The sequence below is a fragment of the Shewanella sp. NKUCC05_KAH genome (assembly GCF_019345585.1).
GTDB lineage: Bacteria > Pseudomonadota > Gammaproteobacteria > Enterobacterales > Shewanellaceae > Shewanella > Shewanella oncorhynchi.
On record NZ_JAHKQZ010000022.1, the window covers coordinates 26,875 to 44,545 of the forward strand.

Here is a 17,671-nt window from a genome sequence, read left to right on the forward strand (position 1 = left end):
TAAACATCTGTATATATTTGTATCTCGAGTTTTGATCCTCTAGTGATTTAAATTATAGCTGACTATCTATATCTCGGTGTTGCAGCTTTTTTGCGGCAAGGGCGTAACAGGCATTTGTCTATTAGTATTTTAATTTTAAAGGGTATTCAATGGGTAAGGTTAGAGTGATTGTCTTAGAAGACCACCCCTTTCAACGTGCAGTACTTGAGCATAATCTTGCATCTCTTAGCAACGTTGAGGTGTTTGCTTTTGGGGCAGCACAAGATGCGCTTGTTTGGCTCGATGAGCATCATAGTGCGGACATAGTGATATGCGATCTCATGATGGCAGGTATTGATGGTCTATCGTTTTTGCGCAAAGCAAAAGCAAAATACGATATAGCTTCAGTTGCATTATTTAGTTGTATTGATAAGGAACTCAGGCGGTCTGTATCGCAGATGATTAAAATGCTTAATTTTGAATATCTTGGTGATTTAAGTAAGTGCCCTTCAGTGGATAATTTGCAGCGTATGTTAGATAGATTTACCAACAGTCGCATTCAAAGGAGTCAAATTTCTTCGGGTTTTATAGCTGCTAGGTGCCCCGAAAATTTTGTATTTGAGGATTTTGAACAAGCATTGAAGCAAAGGCAGTTCGTGGGTTTTTATCAGCCCAAATTTGATGTTGCAGGCTTTAACTTGAAAGGGGCAGAAATGCTCGCACGCTGGCATCATCCTGATTTTGGATTGTTAAATCCCAGTACTTTCATTGACCGGTTAATTTCACATGGCTTACTTGACGATTTATTCTTACAGTTATTCGAGCAAGGCTGCGCTTTACAACAGCGTTTACAACAACATGAAAGCCTAATTTCTCTCGCCTATAATCTCGATATCTCTCAACTCAATTCGACTAAATTAGTGTATCAGATTGTCGATATGGTAAAGAAATTTAACATTCATCCTCAAAGTATTACCCTCGAAATTACTGAGACGGGTCTGTTGGCTGCCCCTGCAGTGAATATGGAGAATTTAATCCGCTTGCGAATGCAAGGATTTGAATTGGCGATTGATGATTTTGGTGCTGCACATTCTTCATTGGCACGTTTATGCGAATTGCCTTTCTCACAAATTAAATTAGATGGTTGTTTTGTGCGTGAACTTAGTGTTGAGCCCAGGTGCCAAGCCGCAATTTCCAGCGTGATAGCGTTATCACAAGCACTTAATATGGAGTTAGTGATAGAAGGTATTGAAACAAATTCCCAATTAGTATTGTTGCAACAGCTTGGCTGTACGATTGGACAGGGCTTTTGTTTTTCTCGTCCTATTGATGAGCAAACATTTATTCAACGTTTTTTCCCTGCGAGTTTACAGCTTAAAGAATTACAGGAGCTTAGCCTTGATTTTTAGTGGACTAACTTGTTTTTGTTAGCTCACGGATCAAGGATTTTCGGTTCACTTTCAGTCCTATTTGTTCATTATTTTCAGGCCATGAATAATATTGTCTTGGGCGTTTGAAGCGGGCGATTTTGTTGGCAAGGAACAGTTCGAGCGTATTTGCAATCGACTCTGGGTGGTGGGTTAAACTGCCGCGAATGATGGCGGCAGGGAGATTGCCAAATTGTACATCTGGTATGGCGAAAACGATTGCATCGTCTATTTGTGGGTGCTGTTTAAGCGCGGCTTCGATTTCTTCTGGCTGGATGTTTTCGCCGCCGCAGATAAACATATTATCGACGCGGCCAAGAATGTGCAGATTACCATTTTCGTCCCATTCACCCTTGTCTTTGGTGTAAAACCAGCCGTCTTGTTCAACGCACTTTTGTATTCCATCCGCGGTGAGATAGCCCATAAACAGGCATTCACCGCGCACCAAAATCACACCGTCTTCGATTTTGAGCTCACGTTTGGGGAGTAGTTTGCCACTGCTGCCGTCGCTTAAAGCGTGACCTGTGGTGATCTGCGAGCCCATTTCCGTCATGCCGTAACTGGTGTAGCTGGCGATATTGCGTTGCTTAAGTTGTTGGAGTAAGTCGATTGAGACTGCACCGCCACCAAGTAATAAGGCTTTGATACTTTTAAGCTTGCTGCTCGTATCGGCAAGTAACTTGCTCAGCTGTGTGGGAACGAGAGATATGTGAGTCAACTGATCTTGGTCAATCTGCTGACTAAGACTTAGCGCTTGATCTGGTATGACAATACTGGCACCGACTAAGGCACAGCGGTTTAATATCGCAAGACCGCCAATATGGAATAAGGGCAAGGAGAGTAGCCAGGCATCACCTTGTTCGAGTGGGATTAAGCTGCGTGCACCTTCGGCATTGGCAATATGATTCGCTAAGCAATGCACCGCCGCTTTGGGAAAGCCACTAGAGCCTGAAGTTAAAATCACATTAGCTGGACGAGTAAAGTCGACAGGCAGAGCTAAGTCACTGCTAACGCGATTGAAATTTAAGCGCAAGTGATGACAATTCTGTAGTTCACAAACCTCAGCACTCCAAACATAGCGGATCTGATGTTGATCAATTAAGTCTTGGATCTGCGCGAGGGGAAAACGTGGCGAGATAGGAAAAAAGATGACTCCTATATCGATGCTGGCCCAATAGAGACAAATGATCTCGAGATTATTGCTAGCAATACAGGCGAGCGGCTCACCGTTTGAGATCCCCGCAGCGCTTAGCTGGTGAGCCAGTGCGATAACGCGCTGGCTAAGCTCTGAGTAACTAATGTCTTCCCCCGCCAACTTGATGGCTGTCTGCTGTGGAAACGCAAGCGCAGCTTGGTGCACGGGTGACAGCGCAAGCGGTTTTGATAGGCTGGCATTAGACAAACTCGTTTCCCTCACTTGTAGCTGTATCATCATTTTGTTGCATTGAATCAATGGCGTGCAGTGCAATTGGCTCAAGTTGCGCGAGTGTGAGGCAGTATTTTTTACCCGATGACACGACTAAATCTTGGCTAAAGGCGCTGAGGGTATCGAGCCCAGGGATTTCATCCGGAGTGAGAATCGCGGCTAAATGGGCCAGATCATTAATGCCTAAACTGCTCTCTAGACTCGAACTGATAATGCAACGTACGCCATAGCTTTGCGCCGTATCGATTAAATTAGCTAGCTTTTCGATACTGCCGAGCAGCATAGGCTTGATGACAAGCGCAGTCAGGCCATTTTGCATTACAAACTGGTATTCTGGATCGTTGAGCGATTCATCGAGGGCATAGGGTATACCAATTGCTTGATAAAATTCATGATTATCATGAGGATTCAGGCAAGGTTCCTCAATGTACTCTATGGTATCTAGGGGTAAGCAAGCGGCAAATTCGATTGCTTGCTCAAGTGTAAACCCTCGGTTCGCGTCCAAACGCAATTTGAGATCGGGGCGGGTACGTAAAATGCCATAAATCAGGCTTAGTTCATCTTCGATTGAAGTTTGCGCGACTTTGACTTTAACCGAACGAACATTCCTGCTAAGGGCGGCAATTTTGCTATCGAGCAAGTCTTTGCTGGCATCCGTTGGATGATAAATCAAAGGGACTGTGGCCGTTTGTGGACGGATGGCATCGAGTTTGCCCATTAACTTGGCATGTAACAGACTTAAACCAAAGGCCAAAGAAGGGTAAGGACTTTGCTCGGCGCATTCCAGTAATGTATCAATATGCTGACCGCAGAGTTGGGGTAATAATCCAGTCAAAGCCGTTTGCACTTGAGTGAGTATTTCACGGCTGAACCCCATCAAGGCTTGTTCATCGACATCTATGCCAGAGAGTGGGGCAATTTCAACTTCGACTTGTCTATGCTCGCCACCAACATTAGCGCTGGCACTTACACTGGCTTGTAGTACTAATCCCGCTCTGTGATCGATACGTTGCTTACCGACGGGCAATAATACGTCGAGCGGTAGTCGATATTGATACAGGTTAAGCGAAGTTAATATCATATATTTCCTACATTTTAATTCTGTCATTACCCTAGCAACTTCACTATTTTTGAGGTTAATGCCTCGGGAGCGGCTTGGTGTATGTTGTGGCCGGCGCCGTGAATACTATGGACGAGGATGGGCGCGTGTAATTGCCACTCTTGGGCGAGGGCGTGGAACTTAGCATCTTGGTTGCCCGCAAAGAAATGGCACTCACAGGTAAGCTGCAAAGGTACATCCCACATCGATGCTTGGTGTGCGAGTGAGGTGGCTATGAATACCTCTTTCAGCCGCTGTTTAGGATGCAGATCTAATGCTGCAGAACGATGCTCGATTAAGGTTTTTCGTTTGGTAGCCGTCATATCGGCAAATACGGGCTGCTGATACCACAAGCTTAAAAAGTCTTTGCTATTCAGATGCAGTAAACGCTCGGCCCACTGAGTATCATTTTTGATTCTGGCAAGTTTTTCTTGCGGGTCTGTAAGTCCAGGATGGCAGGATTCGAGGTTTAGGCTCAGAAGTCTTTCTGGATAGGCTTTGGCAAGGTGCAGAGCAATACGGCCACCGAGAGAATAACCATAGAGATGGAATTGACCAATATGAAGGCCATTCAGGTGTGCCAACACATCTTCAACACATTGGTTAAATCCATCTAATTCGGTTGGCTTCAACTCCTTTTGGTTATCCCCGTGGCCAGGCAGATCTAAGCAAATACAGTGAAAGTGCTGGCTTAGCGCTGGCATTAACGGCAACCAGTCGGTCTTAGTGCCTAAAAATCCATGCAGTAGCACTAAGGTCGGTAGTGAAGAATTGCCGTAACGGGCCATGGTTGGCATTAGCTTTGTTTCACCCACAAGTTGAGCTCGGCGATTTGGTCGCTGGCTTGGTTTTGGCTCACATTGACTTCAATGATCGAAGCACCCTGAAAATCCAGCGCTTCATTATAGCTATCTTGAAAATCGGCTAAATTATCCACTTGATTATAGGGCAAATTAAACATGGCTGCGGCATAGCCAAATTCTAAACCGTGGCTGAGTCGATAATAATCGCTACGGACTTGTTCATTGGGAACAGGCAATAAGTTGAAGATGTTACCGCCATCGTTATTGAGGATCACGATCACCAGCGGGCTGGTTAAGCCTTTAGCGATGGCCAGCGAGTTAAGATCGTGCAGTTGTGATAAATCACCGATGATTAAACTCGTGGGTTTGCCTTCATGGGCCGCAATACCGCAGGCGGTGGCGAGTAATCCGTCAATACCCGATGCGCCACGATTAGTATAAGTGGTTGCCGTACAACAACTGACAGGGGCATACATGTCGTATAAGCGTACAGGCAGGCTATTGCCGATAAAAAGCTGTTGTTCTAGCGGACGAGTATTGGCGATGGCCCGCACAACTTGTGCTTCACCAAATTCCCCTTGGTCGATATTGCGCACAAATAAGTTATGCAATTCATCGTTATAGGTGATTAGGGTATTCGCCCAGTTTGCCGAGGATGAGCGATACCAATTTAAGGCCGCAAACTGCTGTGCATTCGCGTGCCAAATGTGTTTAGCATTGTGGCTAGGGTCAAGCCTGTCTTGTTCTGGTAAAACCTGCCAATAGCTGTGCCAATTTTGCTCGGCGAGATAACCTATCAAGCGTTTTGATAATAAACGGCCGCCGAATACGAGTACTCGATCCGCTTCCTGCAATAGATTACGCGCCCTTGGATGTTGCAGCAGTTGATCAATATTACCTATTGCCGCTGGATGCTGACGCAGTTGCGACTGGGCATCGGTAAGTAATGGCCAGCCGATTTTTTGCGATAGGGCAATTAGTTGCTGTGGATCTTGTTCAGGCGTGAGAGTACCGACAACGATCACCCCTTTACCGTGGACGAACCGCATAATGGCATCGTCACTTGGGCAGCTCACCTGTTTGCTCTTGCCGTATTGGGTATACGGACGTGCGAGCTGCAGCCAAGTTTGCAATGGTTTGAGGTAGGGTGATTCGGCATCGAGAATCGCGCCACCGAGTTCACTCGGATACAAGGGCTCACGGTACATGCAGTTGATGTGCACTGGACGAGTTTGATTCGCCACCGCTTCATCCACTGTGGTAAGCAACGCCTGCGGTGCGATATGTGTATCCGGTGTTGGCAAATTCACTTGAGTGGCATAATTCGCAAAAATTCCCGGTTGGACTATGGCTTGATTAGCACCGCAGCCGAGTAATTCTGGCGGACGATCGCCACTTAAGACGATTAAAGGTACATGGGTCAGCCATGCCTCCACAATGGCAGGGTACAAGTTGGCGACTGCTGTGCCTGAGGTCGTAATGATGGCGACCGGTGCGCGGCTGGCTTTTGCTAGACCTAAGGCCATAAAGCCAAGCCCACGTTCGTCGAAATGTAAGTGACGCTGGAGTTTAGTTTGCTGGGCGGCGGCGAGGGTTAACGGTGTTGAGCGCGAGCCCGGCGCCATACACACATGTTGCACGCCAAGACGTGCTAACTCCTCAAGAATAAGGGCGCCCCAAATAAGATTAAGAGTGGCTGTATTTTCGGTCCGCATAGCTGAATCTATTAGGATAAAGATGGGCTTAGTGTAACGTGTTTATGCTCCAAGATGTATGCTTGGTTTAACAATTCTCGAGTGGATCGCATGGGGGCTGAGGTGGAGCCTAAGCTAAGGCAGAGGATGCCTGTCACCTCGTGTATCGGTGGTTTGTTGTTTGGATATGTTGAGCTATTGCTTGGCTAGATAATACGATCGACGATTTTTTTAATCTCTCCGCTTAACCATTTCAAGTCCTCATTGATTGCATTAGGCTGATTTTTTTGCACTAAGAAAATCGTTGGGGTTTCTGTATCTGCATATAAACGTTCTGCTTCATACTGCGATAGTTGACACGTATGCAGTTCAGGAATATCACTCACCATTTCGTAAACTATCCGATAAGGCAATAGGGAGACTGCATTACTTTCGCCTAGATATTCAAACAAACTTGAAATACTGGTAATGGTAATTTCAGTATTGAGTTTAATGCCATTCGTTATGCAAAACTCTTGGTATGGACTCAATTTGGTGCTGGGATTACCAAGATCCGTATTGACATAGGGGTATTCCGCAATCGTCTCTAGGGTGATTTCCCGTTTAAAAATAGGATGATGCCTGCTAGCAATCAGGTAGAGTTTGTCCATACGTTGCAATTCAGTTGTTAGCAGTTTATCGCCGAAGGCGGCAACATCGGCAGCACTTTTATTGCAACAAATACCTAGGGTTGTATCACCATTAATAATGTCTTGAGTCGTATGCATAGACCAAGGGTTTATATTAATGTGCATGGGTTTTTGCTCTTCTTTAATAGCCTGCATCAAGGCTTTAGGAAAGGTGTAGGCAATTAATCCTGGCGCTGCTATTTCGACATGCGTCTTAACTTGGCGAGTGTTTGCTATTCTGGCTTTTTGAAACTTATCAGTACACTCAATTGCTTCTTTTGCAATTGGATATAAATGAGTAGCAAACTCATTTGGGAATAAGCCATATTTACGCCGAATAAATAACTCATCACCAAAAATTTCCCGTAGATTTTTAAGGCTACGGCTGATTTTAGGGGCTGGAATGTCTAGCGCTTTCGATACATAAGTTGCTGACTTGTTCTCATATAATGAAACAAGTATTTTTAAACTCAGAATATCGAGGCCATCCATGTTACTAATGTGCATTTTTTATATTCCTTAATATTGAGCAAATACTTAAATCAACGCCTAATTATGGTGCTAATTAATAATTTTAATGTGAAACTAATCCCAAGTTTTGGATCTAGATTTTATCTATGTGTATCAAAGGTTTTTTTGTTTTATTTTTAATATTTAAAATGGTTTTTCATAAAATTTAAAATTTCAAAAACTGATATTTACATATTTAAAATGCAAATACTGAATTATCAAGTATCAATATTTGTATTTAAGATTTACATAATTTTGCAATGTGATGTGCCGTGTAAATCATTGTTTATATTTAAGTTGTTATTTGCAAGTGTGACATGTGTCAAGAAAAGATAAGTGTTTTCAAATAATACTAAAGTTGCTTTAAAGGAGATAACAAAAAATAAATTAGTTTTTGGAGGCGTGTATGAATACTTCAGTCATTCTCAGCTATGCGTTTATGTACTTCGTACTATTCGTAGCAGTACCATTCGTGTTTGTGATGTTTGTCATGACTTGCATTAAGTTTTTTAAAGCAGGTCCTGATGAAGCCGCACATCATGAGATGAAACTTAAACCAGTATTGTTTGATAAACAAAGCTTCAATTTTTTTAAATCATTAAAAACAGTTGTTGAAGGTAAATACGATGTTTGTTGTAACGTGCCATTAGACACTGTATTTGAGATGGACAAACATGATACGGAATTAAATCATGAATGCCGACTCGATTATGTATTGATCGACCATGATTCATCTGAAGTGAAAATGGTTATCAGTGACTTTGGCAAAGAAACTAACTCACCACTGAAAAAACTGTTTAGCAAATTCAATATCAGTTTCATTGAAATGAACCAGCATAAGCAGTGGGATACTCAGAGTCTTAAGCAAGCCTTGGCTGTGTGATCTTGACCGTCGGGTTCGGAATTATCCGAACTCGACCCCTTCTTTACCTTCCTACGGATAAATGTGAGGACTTCCTATGTCCAAAAGACAATGGCTGTGGTCGTTACGCTTAGGTGCTGCTGCGTTGCTTTTAAGCTTTTCTGCAATGAGTGCTGAGCCAGCCAATCAAATTAACAGTGATGCTTGTATGAAGTGTCACAAGCGTAATGGTCAAATGTTAGGGCATCATGGTCAAGATGCGATGAAAATGAGCTGTTCTTCCTGTCATGGAGAAAAGGGCGATCACCCTAAGAAACCGAATGATATGGTGGTCTTTGGTATGGAAGAATCGTCGGATCTGACGGTTCAGCTGAGAGTGTGTCAGAAGTGTCATACCAAGAAAAAACTCAGTGGAGCAGATTGGACGCATAACGTACATGCTCAAAAAGTGCCTTGTGCCGCCTGCCATAAATTACATAGCCCAACGGATCCAATGGCGGATATGACGCCGAAGGTTCGCAGTGAGCTATGTAGCAGTTGCCACACTGGCAAGCAGGAGTAAGGTTATGGAAAATTCAAAAAGAAGATTTCTAAAAGGCACCTGTGCCTTATTTGCCGGCGCTACAGGTGCATCATTACTCGCCACAGTGAATGCATCGGATAGCGTTAAAGCAGAACCTGATGTCAAATATGCACTTATTCATGATGAAACTAAGTGTATAGGTTGCCAAGCGTGTGAGGTGGCTTGTCGTGAAGTGAATAATGTACCCGAAGGTGTTTCTAGGCTTCAAATTAAGCAAGCGGGTCCCTTTGGCGAATACCCTAATCAGTTTTATCACTTTAGTCGCAAGTCTTGCCAGCATTGTGAAGACGCACCCTGTGTAAATGTATGTCCAACGGGAGCTGCATTTATTGATAAAGAAACGGGTATCGTTTCTGTCGATGCATGGAAATGCGTAGGTTGCCAATACTGTATTGCAGCTTGTCCTTATCAAGTCCGTTTTATTAATCCTGTCACCCATGCGGCGGATAAGTGTGATTTCTGCCGAGAAACTAACCTAGCTCAAGGTAAACAACCTGCCTGTGTTGCTGCTTGCCCAACAAAGGCACTCGTGTTCGGTAATTTAAAAGATCCGACTTCTGAGGTTGTTCAAGTTCTGCGGTCTAATCCAACCCAGCGCACTAAGGTTGATCTTGGAACGAGACCTAAATTGTTCCGTATCGTTGCAAAATCAGGGGAGGTGATACTATGAGTGCCCTACATTTTGATACCTTAGTGTGGCATTGGCCGATTGCAATTTACCTGTTTTTAGCAGGTGTATCTGCGGGAGCCATGTTCTTCGCCGTACTGTTGAAACATTTTGTTTTGAAGCAAAACGCCTATCAGTCTGGTTTTGTGCGAGCCGCTTGTATTGTCGCGCCTGTAGCTGTGATGGCCGGGTTAGGGATATTGGTCGCAGACTTAACTAAGCCTCTCGATTTTTGGAAGATTTTGGTGTTCTACAACCCTAAATCAGTCATGTCGATGGGCGTGCTTATTCTGCTGATTTACCAAGTATTCATGTTTATGTGGATTGGTTTAACCTTCCGTAAACCTGTTGATGCTTGGTGTGAAACACGCTTTCCTATTGTGCTTAAGTTGACCGCATTATTGGCTCGATTTGAAGCGACAATTACAGGATTGCTCGTGATTCTATCCTTGGCATTGGGCGCGTATACAGGCTTCCTGCTCTCGGCCTTGCCAGGCTATCCCATGCTTAAAAACCCTGTGTTACCTCTGCTGTTTTTGGCATCTGGTTTGTCTTCCGGTGCGGCATCATCTTTACTCGGTGGCGTGTTGATGAATGGCAAACCTAATGACAAAGAGGTGCACTTTATCCACAAGGTTGAAATCCCACTGATTTTAGTCGAAATTGTGTTGATTTTTACCTTCTTTATGGGCTTAGTGCTAACAGGTGGACAGAGTAAAATTGCCGCCTTTAATGCCTTAGGGTATGGCTTCTGGGGATGGATTTTCTGGCTTGGTATTATTGGACTCGGTTTGTCTGGACCATTGGCGATGAATCTGTTTATGACGGCGACATCTAAACGGAAATGGGCCTACGTGGCGGGGACGGCTTGCTTGAGCTTGATCGGGGTATTACTGCTACGTAACTTCATACTCTATACAGGACAAATGACGATCGCTTAAGGCGTACCGTTAATTAATGACGAAAAAATCATAATAATCAATGGAATCGACGGATCGCGGAAACAATGTCAAAGGAAAACATTGTAGATGAGGCCCTTGCGGCGCTGGCTGAGCTCTCAAGGGTTAAGTCTAGCCGTGGTTGGTTGTGTAACAGGGAGGTCGCTGGGCAAGGATGCCATATTTTACACTTCAATATTTTGCCCTGCCTCCAAACGGGCCTCGCCACCTTATTCCTAAGGGTGGCGTTTCTTGTTTTAGGGAGGCACGATTTACTCGCCGAGGTTATTAATCCATTCACTCATTACCACATGGGTTTTGATCTTGATGATGTCAGTGTGAGTGTCGATATACTCACGGATCTCATGCAGGCGGCGCATCGAGGGCGCATGCACGTACACGAGTAAATCCATATTACCAGAAATACCACGGCAGGTAATCACTTCGGGAATCGCTTGGAATACGTGTACCACATCGGCGCAACGTGGACATTGATGCTGGATTTCGAAATAAGCCGATACTCCTTCTTTTTGCGACTCACTCAAGAGCACTTGATAGCCACGGATCACTCCAGTTTGTTCGAGCTTTTTTATGCGCTCGGCAACCGCACTACGGGATAGATTGACCTGTTCGGCGATATTCGACACGCTCTGGCGTGCATCCTGACGCAAACTATGAATGATGGCCGTATCGAATTTATCCAAGGGTGACTCCAGTGAAAATGGCTATATTGAATCTGTGTGTTATTTTGCCATTGGTTTGAATAACCACAGAATGTGCTGAGTATTTTTGCTTAAAATTTTACCAAAATTTAAGCTGACCGTCATTTTGATGGAAATAACGCTATTTGCCGCGATTTTGCCGGTATTGGACGTGGAGAACACTGAAATTAACGGCAGATTGTAGGGAGAAATCTCATTATACTGACAGCTCAAAAACCACAGAATATTAACAGATGAATTCAAATAGCGGAACTATAGGTCGTTGGCAAGGTGCGGGTTTAATGGCGACCACTTTGCTCGGTACAGGAGTATTTATTTTGCCTCAGATGACTATTGAAAAAGCGCATTCTGGCGCCTTAGTCGCATGGATCTTGTTGACCTTGGCCATTATTCCTGCGGCACTGGTCTTTGGTCGTTTAGCGAGTGTATTTCCCCATGCCGCAGGCCCCGCTTACTTTGTCGAAAAAGCCTTTGGTCGCACTGCTGGTCGAACAATTGGACTGATCTTTTTACTGGTTGTGCCCATGGGGGCGCCGGCCGCGATTTTGATGACCTTCCAGTTTGTGAATGCCTTAATACCGATATCGGGTTGGTCCAAGGTTGGTGTTGAAATACTCGTGATTTTTGGCTTGTTTCTGATTAATTTAAGAGGCATCCAAGTGTCGGCTAAGCTGCAATTTGGCCTGACACTTTGCATTGTCGCCGTTGTTGTGGTCTTGTTTGGTGCGAGTAGTTTTCAGCAAGGTCATCTCACGACACTTGCTAGCCATGGTATGCCTGAAATGCCGACCGTGATGATTGCCGCTGGCATCGCTTTTTGGAGTTTCTTGGGTATAGAAGCTATGACCCATCTTGCCGATGATTTTCGTCGTCCGCAGCAGGATATGATCCCCGCTATGATGATGGGCACAGTGCTGGTGGGCGTGATTTATGTGGCTTGTACACTTTTATTGCTATTAGTGCCGACAGATAAAAGTGTCGCCATGATCGGCGTGTTTGACCAACTGCTCGGTGGTTACGGTGCGCAAGTGATTGGTGTGTTAGGTATCGCAAGTGGATTGGCAACCGTTAACGTGTATGCGGCCAGTGCGGCACGTCTGGTCTGGAGTTTTAGTTGTGAAGGCATTTTACCGCGCTTCTTTGCCGTTAAGAATGCCCACGGAGTGCCCATTCGAGCACTTGCTGCGCTGTTATCTGTGATGGCAAGCGTGATTGTACTGACTTACCTTACCGGGCAAGAGCTAGAGCACCTTATCGCATGGAGCAACGGCGTATTTGTGGTGATCTATTTGATGGCTATGCTCGCTGCCGCTAAGTTATTACCACGGCACAATTGGCCGCTGGTGACGCTGGGTTGTGCGTTTTGCTTAGTATTAGGTTTTGCCCTAGGTGCAAGTATGTCCTACGTGCTTGTGTTGATCTTAGTGGTCGCGCCATTTTTGTGGTGGCAAAAGACCCATATTAGTCGCAAACAAAGTTTGGCATTACCTGAGTAATATTCGACCCCTCTGGGGCTCAATTAACATGATGGGTTAATTAAAAAAAGCCCCGAACTCTTTATTGTCATAAGAGTTTGGGGCTTTTTTGTGTGGCTTAGTGGATTTCGAAACTGGATATGATTGAGTGCGATTAAATTGCATGAAATAAAGAGGTAAACCTTAAGTCTGATGGCCGCCAAGCTTTGTTGCCGAAGGACTGCACATTACTGATATTTAATGTATCTCGGTGAGCGAGGCGATAACTTGTGTTCTATATTTTGATCATTCATACGGAAGGAGAATAAATATGGATTCAGCTGCGTTGCTCAATCGTGTCGATGAGTTACCTAGGTTACCTAAGGCGATCAGTGAATTGTTAGATGCGGTCAATGATGACAATGCGACAGTAAAAAGCATTGCCACTAAAGTTTCACACGATCCCTTAATCAGCGCTAGGGTGTTACGCCTTGCTAATTGTGCCCACTATGGACGTAGTCGAGAGGTTGGCACTATCGATGAAGCTGTTGTGCGTCTTGGGATGCAAACCCTACGAACCTTAGTGCTCGCATCGGCGGTGATTGGTGCAGTCCCTAAGTGTGAAGGAATAGATTTAGCCCAGTTTTGGGGGCAAACCTTTGAGATTGCGCTTTATAGTCAAGAAATGGCAAAGCGTTGTGGTGCTGTCCCAGAAGAAGCTTTTACTTGCGGTATCTTGCATCGTATTGGCGATCTATTGATTGCAGCAGTATCGCCTGAAGATGCGGCGAAAATTGCCGAAGCTGTGGCGCAGGGTAAAGATAAGCATCAGTTTGAGCGCGAGTTACTCGGATATGATTCCCCGGATATTGGCGCATTACTAGCGAAGAATTGGAAGTTTACACCAGCGTTAGTGCAAGGCATTTTGTATCAAGACCACCCTAAGGATTCAAACCCATTTTCAAAACTTGCTGCGTTATTATGCTTATCTTACAAAGTTCTAGATGAGTGGGATACGATTGAGGATGAGGAGAAAACCAGTTGGTTATCTCAATTAGCGACTAAGAAAGGATTGAAGATGGAGATGGGCGGGCTAAGGACTAAGTTGACTGAATTACACGGTTCGGGATATGAAATCGGTAAAGCGTTAGCTTAGAATTTTGTTTCGCTTAGTGTTTTGATGAGTAGGGCGGCAGTAAAAATATTTTTAGCCAAAGAGCGATATCAATTTAGTCTTAAGAAGACCATCGCGTGAATGGGGAACTGGTGTTTCGCATTCACGCTTTTTTATGGGCTTTTGTTGATTTGCACTTTGACTGAATAGTGGATGTGGCTAGCCAGTTTGTTGGGTGGCAGCGATGGCAAGATTACGCATTTGGATCAACTCGCTGTGTTTGAGGTGCAACAAATCGGCGGTGCGTCGAATGATCTGGTCTTCATATTGGGATAGCTGGCCATCGGCGTAGGCCAGTTGCCACATTGCGAGCAACAATTGCTGCTTTTGCGCTAGGCTAAATTCAGCGTTAATGGCTGAGGTGAATTCAAAGAGTGAGGTCGCGCTGCCTTGTACGCTTTTAGCTTCATCAATCAGTATCTTAGCGTCTACTTCTGACATTGATAAGGTATCGGTTAGCAGCTTAGGTAATAAGGCTTCTTCCTCTGCCGTTAAGGTCTCATCGGCAAATACGACTTCAAGTAACATACTCGCTGCGGCCAGCTTAAGTTGATGTGCCTTGTCTTCAGGGGAGACTGCTTGAGTATGAGCTTCAAAAAATCGTCTTAATTTCGCAATCATATTTGGCGGTTCTCATGCTGGAGGGAATATAAAGTAGAGTCGATTGGGAAGTGAAAGTTCACCCTAAACCTTGTATTGCTTAGGGTGAGATAAGACTGAATTACAGTAGCGAGTTCAGACCTTTCATCAGTAAGTCTGAGGTGCCTTCAGTACCATTGGTATCTAAGTAAGACTTAGCTATGTTGATCATTGGCATTGCTAGATCTTTAGAAATGCCCAATTTTTCAAAGGCGTCTAAAACCATAGCACTGCCTTGCAGTGATGAACCTAAATCACCCGCTTTGGATAATAAGCCAGAAACACCTGATTTTGAGTCCAATTTAGGCGCAGCGGCTAGCAAACTATCGGCATTAGGAATGCTGGCAGCCAGTTTTGAGTAGTCGGTTGTTCCTAAGCTTGATTGCGCTAAGCCTAATAAACTGCCTAAGCCACCTTCGGCTTGAGTTTGGTTTAAACCCAATTGTGACATGACGCTGCCAACTAAATCATTCGACTGAGTTGCCGCTGCTGTAGTGGTCGCTTTTTCAGTTTTGGCTTGAGTTCCTGCCAAGTTATCTAACCAGCCTGCACTGGCGGGCGCCGCTAAAATACAAGTGCTGAGGAGGATAGAGAAGGTCAGAGTGTGTTTCATATGGAAGCGTCCTTTGATGGTTTGCGCACGAGTTCGCTGGACAGTTTAGCGGGTTTGTCACTTTTGTTGCAGTAGTTTTCTGTGATTTACGGTTCACACTGGTGATTTCTACTGTGCATTGCCAAGGGATTTTCGGTATCCTTAGCGGCAATTCTAAGTGTTAATTCATTTCAATTATTTGGAAAGTCGCATGTCACTATCCGCAATTTTGTCAGAAGCCTATAACTTCTTCCGTAATCATCTGGCGCAACTCGCTATGCTGACGATCCCATTACTCTTGATCCAAGTGGGGATCCAGTTATGGCTTGGTATAGAGATGAGTAAAGTTGATCTAGAAAATCCACAGTTTGGCGCGCCGCATATGATCGCCATGATGCTGTTACTACTTACTTTTTCGGTATTAATTGCCGCTTTGACTCTGTTTTTAGAACTGCGCTCACAAGGGCATAGTCCTTCAGCGGGAGTGGTGTTGAAGGCGAGTTTACCTTTTGTTCCACCATTATTATTGGCTGGGGTGTTTTCTGGTCTAGCGATTTTAGCACCAGTGATGCTGTTTGCCGCCTTCGGTCCTGTGTGGCTGGTAGGATTGGTAATTAGCTTCTATCTCTTTGCGCGTTTAGCCTATGTGAACTTTATGGTTGTGGTTGAGCGCTTAACACCGCTAGAAGCGATTAAGGGTAGTTTTAGTTTTAGTGGTCCTATCGTACTGAAAACCATTGCATTATTGATGTTATATTTACCACTCTCCGTCATAGGTAGCCAGCTTTCTGGGTTAGCGTCCATGGGCGGATTACCTGTGCAAATGTTAGCGGATACTTTTATGTCTTTTATTGGATTATTCGTTAACGTCGCTTTGTTCCGCTTATATATGGTGTCGAAAAAACCAAGCGTCGAATAGTGCAACATCAATTCAGCCTGCAGGGAATCACTCATGGGGACGAAAACAGTCATTAAGGATAGTGAGTTTATCCACGATTTTTCGGTCTCCTTGAGTGATGATTACCTCAAGGCGAAAAGCTATGTGCAGGATGTACCGACACAGTCGCTACTGCACATTCGCAGTTTTACCCATAAACTTACAGAGTTACTGGGGCAAGATAAGCAAATCGCGTTTTCCAGTCCGAATTTATACGATAGGATCGAACAGCTAAATCAGCGGCGCGTGATTGATGTGAAGACCACTCGTGCCCTGCATCGATTGCGTGCCGACGGTAACCGCGGTGCTCATCCTGAGAAATACCATCTCACCCAAGAACAATTACTCGCGCTAGCGCAAAAATCCATTAAAGATGTCCTGACTTTAGTCGAGCACTTGTATCCTAAGGTTAAAGGTCGAGTTGCCCCTGACTACTGTTATGAAGCGACTGACGCTATGACGGTGAGGGACTTGTGCTACCGCGCTGTGATGGAGGATGACCCGCAAGCGCAGTATTTGGTGGGGATATCGTTTAAGACCAAGGCTTTGATACTGAAAGAACAAGAACTGCTCAAAGAGCAAGAACTTGCGGCAGAAGCCGAAGCTATATCAAGCCAAGATTTATCCACAGTTTCACCTCTAAATACCATTTCTCACATTAGCGCAGCTGACAGTTTTGCCCGAGCGGCCTATTGGTTTTCCCTTGCGGCACCTAAGCACATGGAAGCCTTACATGAGCATGGCGTAGCACTGATCCACGGTTATCAAGGCGCGCCAGAAGTGGCTAAAGGTGAACAGATCATTGCCACTGCAGCAGCAGCAGGTGTGGTCAATGCGATGGCGTTATTGGGATATTTTTATCTTGTAGGCAGTGAGTCGTTTCAACCCGACAGCAAGTTAGCACAGCAATATTTACAAGGTGCGGCAGATGGCGAGCAAACTGAAGCGATGGCGAATCTAGGTGTGTTGCATTACCAGCAAAAGAACTTAACTCAAGCCTATCATTTTATAAGCAAAGCCGCGCAAGCAGGTTATCCCCATGCCCAGTATCATTTAGCATTAATGCTTGCCAATGGAGATGGCTGTACTCGAGATATGATTGCCAGTGAGCATTGGATGGCCGAAGCTGCCGAGCAAGGACAACTCGATGCTATGCTCACGCGGGCGCAGCATATGCTCAATGATGACAATGCCTTTGGCAGTGATTTGACTCAAGCTGAGGATTATTTGCGCCAAGTGATAAAATATAGCCACAGTGTGCCTGCGATGATTGAGCTGAGTATGGCACTGGCCGACGGTATCTTAGGGCGAATTGATGTCGTTGGATCTGCGGCTTTGCTTAAGCTGGCACGGCAAAATGCCAATAAAAAAGAGGCGGATATTATCGAGCCTCTGTGGCGTTCACTGGTGTTACAGATTGAAAATGTGCTTGAGGTAACCCAAGATCCCGCCGAAATTCATAGCCTTAAACGCGCGCAGACCTTACTCGCTTGAGCG

Annotated in this window: 17 protein-coding genes; 9 read left to right on the forward strand and 8 right to left on the reverse strand. The window is 44.9% G+C overall.

Annotated elements, in window-relative coordinates:
- The first annotated feature begins 149 nt into the window (after positions 1-149).
- Entirely contained in the window at positions 150-1,388 is a 1,239-nt protein-coding gene (locus tag KO533_RS18245) for an EAL domain-containing response regulator (RefSeq protein ID WP_219255502.1), read from the forward strand.
- A 4-nt stretch (positions 1,389-1,392) separates the two neighbouring features.
- On the opposite strand, the gene menE is transcribed toward KO533_RS18245, so the two are convergent.
- From menE to KO533_RS18270, 5 genes are all read right to left on the reverse strand, one after another.
- The gene (menE, locus tag KO533_RS18250) at positions 1,393-2,838 is read right to left on the reverse strand and encodes an o-succinylbenzoate--CoA ligase (protein ID WP_251073497.1); all 1,446 of its coding nucleotides are present in this window, start codon (positions 2,836-2,838) and stop codon (positions 1,393-1,395) included.
- Positions 2,801-3,913, reverse strand: coding sequence for an o-succinylbenzoate synthase (gene menC / locus KO533_RS18255; RefSeq protein WP_219255504.1), 1,113 nt, complete (start codon positions 3,911-3,913; stop codon positions 2,801-2,803). Before menC ends, menE begins: the two co-directional genes overlap by 38 nt.
- Before the next feature lie 26 nt (positions 3,914-3,939).
- Positions 3,940-4,728 (reverse strand): 2-succinyl-6-hydroxy-2,4-cyclohexadiene-1-carboxylate synthase, encoded by a 789-nt coding sequence (gene menH, locus KO533_RS18260; protein WP_113940281.1) that lies wholly within the window; start codon positions 4,726-4,728, stop codon positions 3,940-3,942.
- Entirely contained in the window at positions 4,728-6,449 is a 1,722-nt protein-coding gene (gene menD / locus KO533_RS18265) for a 2-succinyl-5-enolpyruvyl-6-hydroxy-3-cyclohexene-1-carboxylic-acid synthase (protein ID WP_219255505.1), read from the reverse strand. The genes menH and menD overlap by 1 nt, the downstream gene beginning before the upstream one ends.
- Before the next feature lie 185 nt (positions 6,450-6,634).
- Positions 6,635-7,603, reverse strand: a complete 969-nt coding sequence (locus KO533_RS18270; protein WP_105250597.1) for a LysR family transcriptional regulator — start codon at positions 7,601-7,603, stop codon at positions 6,635-6,637.
- A gap of 409 nt (positions 7,604-8,012) precedes the next feature.
- Between KO533_RS18270 and KO533_RS18275 the strand changes: the two genes are divergently transcribed.
- From KO533_RS18275 to nrfD, 4 genes are all read left to right on the forward strand, one after another.
- Positions 8,013-8,489: a DUF2726 domain-containing protein gene (locus tag KO533_RS18275; RefSeq protein ID WP_105250596.1), complete on the forward strand. Its 477-nt coding sequence runs from the start codon at positions 8,013-8,015 to the stop codon at positions 8,487-8,489.
- 76 nt (positions 8,490-8,565) lie between these two features.
- The gene (locus tag KO533_RS18280; protein WP_105250595.1) at positions 8,566-9,030 is read left to right on the forward strand and encodes a cytochrome c3 family protein; all 465 of its coding nucleotides are present in this window, start codon (positions 8,566-8,568) and stop codon (positions 9,028-9,030) included.
- A gap of 4 nt (positions 9,031-9,034) precedes the next feature.
- Positions 9,035-9,721: a 4Fe-4S dicluster domain-containing protein gene (locus tag KO533_RS18285; RefSeq protein ID WP_105250594.1), complete on the forward strand. Its 687-nt coding sequence runs from the start codon at positions 9,035-9,037 to the stop codon at positions 9,719-9,721.
- Positions 9,718-10,659, forward strand: a complete 942-nt coding sequence (nrfD, locus tag KO533_RS18290; RefSeq protein ID WP_105250593.1) for a cytochrome c nitrite reductase subunit NrfD — start codon at positions 9,718-9,720, stop codon at positions 10,657-10,659. Before KO533_RS18285 ends, nrfD begins: the two co-directional genes overlap by 4 nt.
- A 269-nt stretch (positions 10,660-10,928) precedes the next feature.
- Here the strand turns inward: nrfD and KO533_RS18295 are convergent, their stop codons facing one another.
- Positions 10,929-11,360 carry an Lrp/AsnC family transcriptional regulator gene (locus tag KO533_RS18295; protein ID WP_219255507.1) on the reverse strand — a complete coding sequence of 144 codons (432 nt, stop codon included), beginning with the start codon at positions 11,358-11,360 and terminating at the stop codon, positions 10,929-10,931.
- A gap of 251 nt (positions 11,361-11,611) precedes the next feature.
- Between KO533_RS18295 and yjeH the strand changes: the two genes are divergently transcribed.
- Together yjeH and KO533_RS18305 are read left to right on the forward strand one after the other, a co-directional pair.
- Positions 11,612-12,874, forward strand: a complete 1,263-nt coding sequence (gene yjeH, locus KO533_RS18300; RefSeq protein ID WP_219255510.1) for an L-methionine/branched-chain amino acid transporter — start codon at positions 11,612-11,614, stop codon at positions 12,872-12,874.
- Positions 12,875-13,163: 289 nt separating this feature from the next.
- Positions 13,164-13,988, forward strand: coding sequence for an HDOD domain-containing protein (locus tag KO533_RS18305; protein ID WP_131525752.1), 825 nt, complete (start codon positions 13,164-13,166; stop codon positions 13,986-13,988).
- A 177-nt stretch (positions 13,989-14,165) separates the two neighbouring features.
- Here KO533_RS18305 and KO533_RS18310 read toward each other — a convergent pair whose 3' ends face one another.
- Both KO533_RS18310 and KO533_RS18315 read right to left on the reverse strand, forming a co-directional pair.
- Positions 14,166-14,627, reverse strand: coding sequence for a TerB family tellurite resistance protein (locus KO533_RS18310; RefSeq protein WP_105250590.1), 462 nt, complete (start codon positions 14,625-14,627; stop codon positions 14,166-14,168).
- A gap of 100 nt (positions 14,628-14,727) precedes the next feature.
- Complete coding sequence (locus tag KO533_RS18315) at positions 14,728-15,258, reverse strand: DUF2780 domain-containing protein (RefSeq protein ID WP_105250589.1); 531 nt, start codon at positions 15,256-15,258, stop codon at positions 14,728-14,730.
- Positions 15,259-15,448: 190 nt separating this feature from the next.
- On the opposite strand from KO533_RS18315, the gene KO533_RS18320 reads away from it, so the two are divergent.
- Together KO533_RS18320 and KO533_RS18325 are read left to right on the forward strand one after the other, a co-directional pair.
- Positions 15,449-16,156, forward strand: coding sequence for a hypothetical protein (locus KO533_RS18320; protein ID WP_105250588.1), 708 nt, complete (start codon positions 15,449-15,451; stop codon positions 16,154-16,156).
- 33 nt (positions 16,157-16,189) lie between these two features.
- Positions 16,190-17,668 (forward strand): DUF4145 domain-containing protein, encoded by a 1,479-nt coding sequence (locus KO533_RS18325; RefSeq protein ID WP_173248168.1) that lies wholly within the window; start codon positions 16,190-16,192, stop codon positions 17,666-17,668.
- Positions 17,669-17,671 lie beyond the last annotated feature (3 nt).

Bases quoted from the DNA above. Each gene is read 5' to 3' on its own strand.
- KO533_RS18245 (WP_219255502.1), top strand. From the start codon at position 150: ATGGGTAAGGTTAGAGTGATTGTCTTAGAAGACCACCCCTTTCAACGT.
- menE (WP_251073497.1), bottom strand. From the start codon at position 2,838: ATGATACAGCTACAAGTGAGGGAAACGAGTTTGTCTAATGCCAGCCTA.
- menC (WP_219255504.1), bottom strand. From the start codon at position 3,913: ATGATATTAACTTCGCTTAACCTGTATCAATATCGACTACCGCTCGAC.
- menH (WP_113940281.1), bottom strand. From the start codon at position 4,728: ATGCCAACCATGGCCCGTTACGGCAATTCTTCACTACCGACCTTAGTG.
- menD (WP_219255505.1), bottom strand. From the start codon at position 6,449: ATGCGGACCGAAAATACAGCCACTCTTAATCTTATTTGGGGCGCCCTT.
- KO533_RS18270 (WP_105250597.1), bottom strand. From the start codon at position 7,603: ATGCACATTAGTAACATGGATGGCCTCGATATTCTGAGTTTAAAAATA.
- KO533_RS18275 (WP_105250596.1), top strand. From the start codon at position 8,013: ATGAATACTTCAGTCATTCTCAGCTATGCGTTTATGTACTTCGTACTA.
- KO533_RS18280 (WP_105250595.1), top strand. From the start codon at position 8,566: ATGTCCAAAAGACAATGGCTGTGGTCGTTACGCTTAGGTGCTGCTGCG.
- KO533_RS18285 (WP_105250594.1), top strand. From the start codon at position 9,035: ATGGAAAATTCAAAAAGAAGATTTCTAAAAGGCACCTGTGCCTTATTT.
- nrfD (WP_105250593.1), top strand. From the start codon at position 9,718: ATGAGTGCCCTACATTTTGATACCTTAGTGTGGCATTGGCCGATTGCA.
- yjeH (WP_219255510.1), top strand. From the start codon at position 11,612: ATGAATTCAAATAGCGGAACTATAGGTCGTTGGCAAGGTGCGGGTTTA.
- KO533_RS18305 (WP_131525752.1), top strand. From the start codon at position 13,164: ATGGATTCAGCTGCGTTGCTCAATCGTGTCGATGAGTTACCTAGGTTA.
- KO533_RS18310 (WP_105250590.1), bottom strand. From the start codon at position 14,627: ATGATTGCGAAATTAAGACGATTTTTTGAAGCTCATACTCAAGCAGTC.
- KO533_RS18315 (WP_105250589.1), bottom strand. From the start codon at position 15,258: ATGAAACACACTCTGACCTTCTCTATCCTCCTCAGCACTTGTATTTTA.
- KO533_RS18320 (WP_105250588.1), top strand. From the start codon at position 15,449: ATGTCACTATCCGCAATTTTGTCAGAAGCCTATAACTTCTTCCGTAAT.
- KO533_RS18325 (WP_173248168.1), top strand. From the start codon at position 16,190: ATGGGGACGAAAACAGTCATTAAGGATAGTGAGTTTATCCACGATTTT.